This is a genomic window from Synechococcus sp. R70.1 (assembly GCF_047461675.1).
Lineage (GTDB): Bacteria > Cyanobacteriota > Cyanobacteriia > Thermostichales > Thermostichaceae > Thermostichus.
The window spans coordinates 1-2,695 of sequence record NZ_JANSHR010000086.1; the positions used below are offsets into that span (position 1 = coordinate 1).

A 2,695-nucleotide genomic window follows, 5' to 3' on the forward strand; every position below is an offset into this window, starting at 1 on the left:
GGCAGTGGGCCTGGCGCTCAACAGGGATCTGATGGGCTTGGTCAGAGAAAAAAATGCGGGCCTCTGCTAGCGCTTTAAGGGCATCGCGAGGAGAAGCCTCATGGAATCGGTGCAAACTGGCCAACTCTGCCTGGAGCTTGGCAAGGCCTTGGATGAAAAGCGCACGATGCAAATTGGAGATAGCCATAGGATTTCGGCTCTGCTTTGAACGGCCAAAGCTTGTAAGTAGGCTAATTGGCCAGAGAGGTCATCTAACCTCCCTTGGAGGTTCTGGATCCCCTCCCTAACAACCCTTTCTAGGCGGTCAATAGAGTCTTGCAATTGGTTCAGGTGGAAGTGCATGTAGGTAAAGCCAATAGCGCTAACGCCTAGGTTTAAAACGCTAGCGCCAGCCGATACCTGAGAAAGCCCCAAAATCTTAGTAGCAGTGTGCTGCAAAATCTCAAGCTTTCGGTGAGTAGCTTGGTGAGCAAGAGAATTGATTACCCAGTTTATGGCTTCGAGTCCTGGAGCATTCATCAGCAAGCTGGTCAGCCCAGGAGCTTCGGCTAAGTGCTTAACAATGCAACCTGTAGCAGCTTCCCGAACGACGCCACCGTAGCGAACCAGGGATCCATCCAAAAGTCCACTAACAATCGAAGGAGAAGCAAAAAGAAGGGTTGGAATTAGCATGACTTACGCTTCCAAAGTTGCAGTCACACAGAGTAGAAGCCCTTGTTAGAAAGGGAGCTTAAATGTAACGGGGGGAAACCCAGATAATCTTCCCTTTGCTGGCTAGAGCTAGAAACGCATCTCTTCGCTCAAGAGGATTTGCGTTCTTGCCAAGTCCAGGAAGCCCTTCGTCAGTCTCGAGAGCCACCAGATGGAAAGTGCCTTCGTCATCAGAACCTTCAGCAGCAAGCTTCTCGACTTGCTCCTTCAGCTCTTTGAACTTTTCCTGTGTACCTCTCCAGATGTACTTTGTGTTTCTATAAAGGAGCTCGCACGTAGTCTTCTCTGTTATTTTTTGCCCAGGGGAGAGGTGAGAAAAGTATTCGCGAAACTGGGTAGACCTTAAAGCCAGCACGACCAAACGGTTGGAGATCTGAGGTTGGGGAGGCCCAGAAGAAGATTCAAGTTCAGGCTTGGGTGGCTTGGGGTTGGATAAATTTTCTTCAACCAAGAGTGCAGCCACTGCTCCGAAAGCAGCTCCTATTGGACCCCCAATAGCACCACCAGCAATAGCTCCAAGTCCTACAGCGAGTGCTTTAGCAAGAAACTCTCTCTGCTCTCTGTCGTTCTCGCCCATCATGGTCACTCCCTAAGCGAGACAAAGTCTGAACAAGACTTTCAATTGTATTCTTCCTATTCTCCAGACCTTCGACTATGGCTACTGCTTGGTTAAAGCTCTCATCGACTAGCTTTCTTTGCCTATTTAGCTCATCCATGGAGAAATCGAGCGCCTTTTTAACCAATTCTTGGGTAGTCTTTCTTAGCTTTTCCATGTAACTTAAAATCCATTCTCTCAAGACTTGCCATAGCCTTTGCTTACCGGCTTCTGCTCCTCTTGACCACTCCTCAGCCATCTTATCAAAGCTGGGCACAGTTAGCTTTTGATAGAACTCTGTACCAACCTTAATCTTTTCGTATGTCGTGCCTCCGAAGCAAGATCTAGACTTTTTAATTGTTTGCGTTATGTCTATTTTCTCAGCTTCTATTTCTATCTCCTTCCTAAAGAGAAAGACATCTTCTGTAATGTGCAAAGGCTCACTCTTTACCTCAACGCCGGCTTTGATTAACTCTAGGATCCTTAGCCTGTCTTCCTCTGAGGCTGTGAGGATCTCCTCTATCTTTCCAGTAAGTTGCATAGCATACTGGGAGATCAAGGAGTTTGCAAATCTCTCAAAGGTTTGCGCCTTGGCTTGAAACAGAAACTCTGCCCTATGCTCAAGAGCATCCTTGACCGATTGGTACAGAGCTAAAACAGCGCGCTCAGCTCTTTCTATCTTCTCATGGCGCTCTCCGGTTTTCTCCTCAACACGCACTCTGAGAACGAAGCTATCTTCCTGACGCTCACAACCTCTCAATACCCTGATTGTCAGGTCGCATGATCTAGCAACGAAGTTGGCAATGTGAGCAGGGATCAGCTCTTTCAGGACGTCTTCTAGCTGATAAACCCCAATTTCTTCCTCAAGAGCATCTCGAACTGGGGCGACGATCTTATTAATCAGGTCTTTGACCTGCTCGTCCACAAAGTCAGCAAGCTGGGGGAAAACCTGCCAGCCCTTCTTTCTGGCTTCTTCCTCTATCTTTGATAGGGATTCAAGAGTGCCGTCGGCACTAGCAATTTTGTCGAGTAAACTTTTAATGTCATTGATAAACCGTTGGGCTACTTGATCTATTGCTTCCTTGCACTGCTCTCGTCTTTCCTGAATATACTTTCTTTGCCTATCTACCTCCTCCAATGTCTGAATTCGTCTTGTGTTGATTAGAACATCTAGAGCCCTGCTAATCTCTCTAGCTGAGTTGATAACTTGCAGCACCGCCGGGAGAATAACAACTCTTGCAGTATCTGCCTTAATCCTTTCTCACAGCACTTTCCATAGCAAGTTACCGCCGCTCCACTCTCGAACGTATCCAAGCAGGAGCCTAGTGTCGTCGTCGGATATTTCCTGTCCTTCCTCGATGCTGTTCTCGAGGTTAAGTAGCCACGACC

Annotated in this window: 3 protein-coding genes; all 3 read right to left on the reverse strand. The window is 47.7% G+C overall.

Features of this window, described 5'->3' with window-relative positions:
* A partial coding sequence (locus tag NW807_RS09475) for a hypothetical protein (RefSeq protein WP_414425943.1) occupies window positions 1-187 on the reverse strand: 187 nt, incomplete at its 3' end.
* Between the two features lie 543 nt (window positions 188-730).
* Complete coding sequence (locus tag NW807_RS09480) at window positions 731-1,288, reverse strand: hypothetical protein (protein WP_414425944.1); 558 nt, start codon at window positions 1,286-1,288, stop codon at window positions 731-733.
* The gene (locus tag NW807_RS09485) at window positions 1,248-2,522 is read right to left on the reverse strand and encodes a hypothetical protein (protein WP_414425945.1); all 1,275 of its coding nucleotides are present in this window, start codon (window positions 2,520-2,522) and stop codon (window positions 1,248-1,250) included. Before NW807_RS09485 ends, NW807_RS09480 begins: the two co-directional genes overlap by 41 nt.
* Window positions 2,523-2,695: the final 173 nt, after the last annotated feature.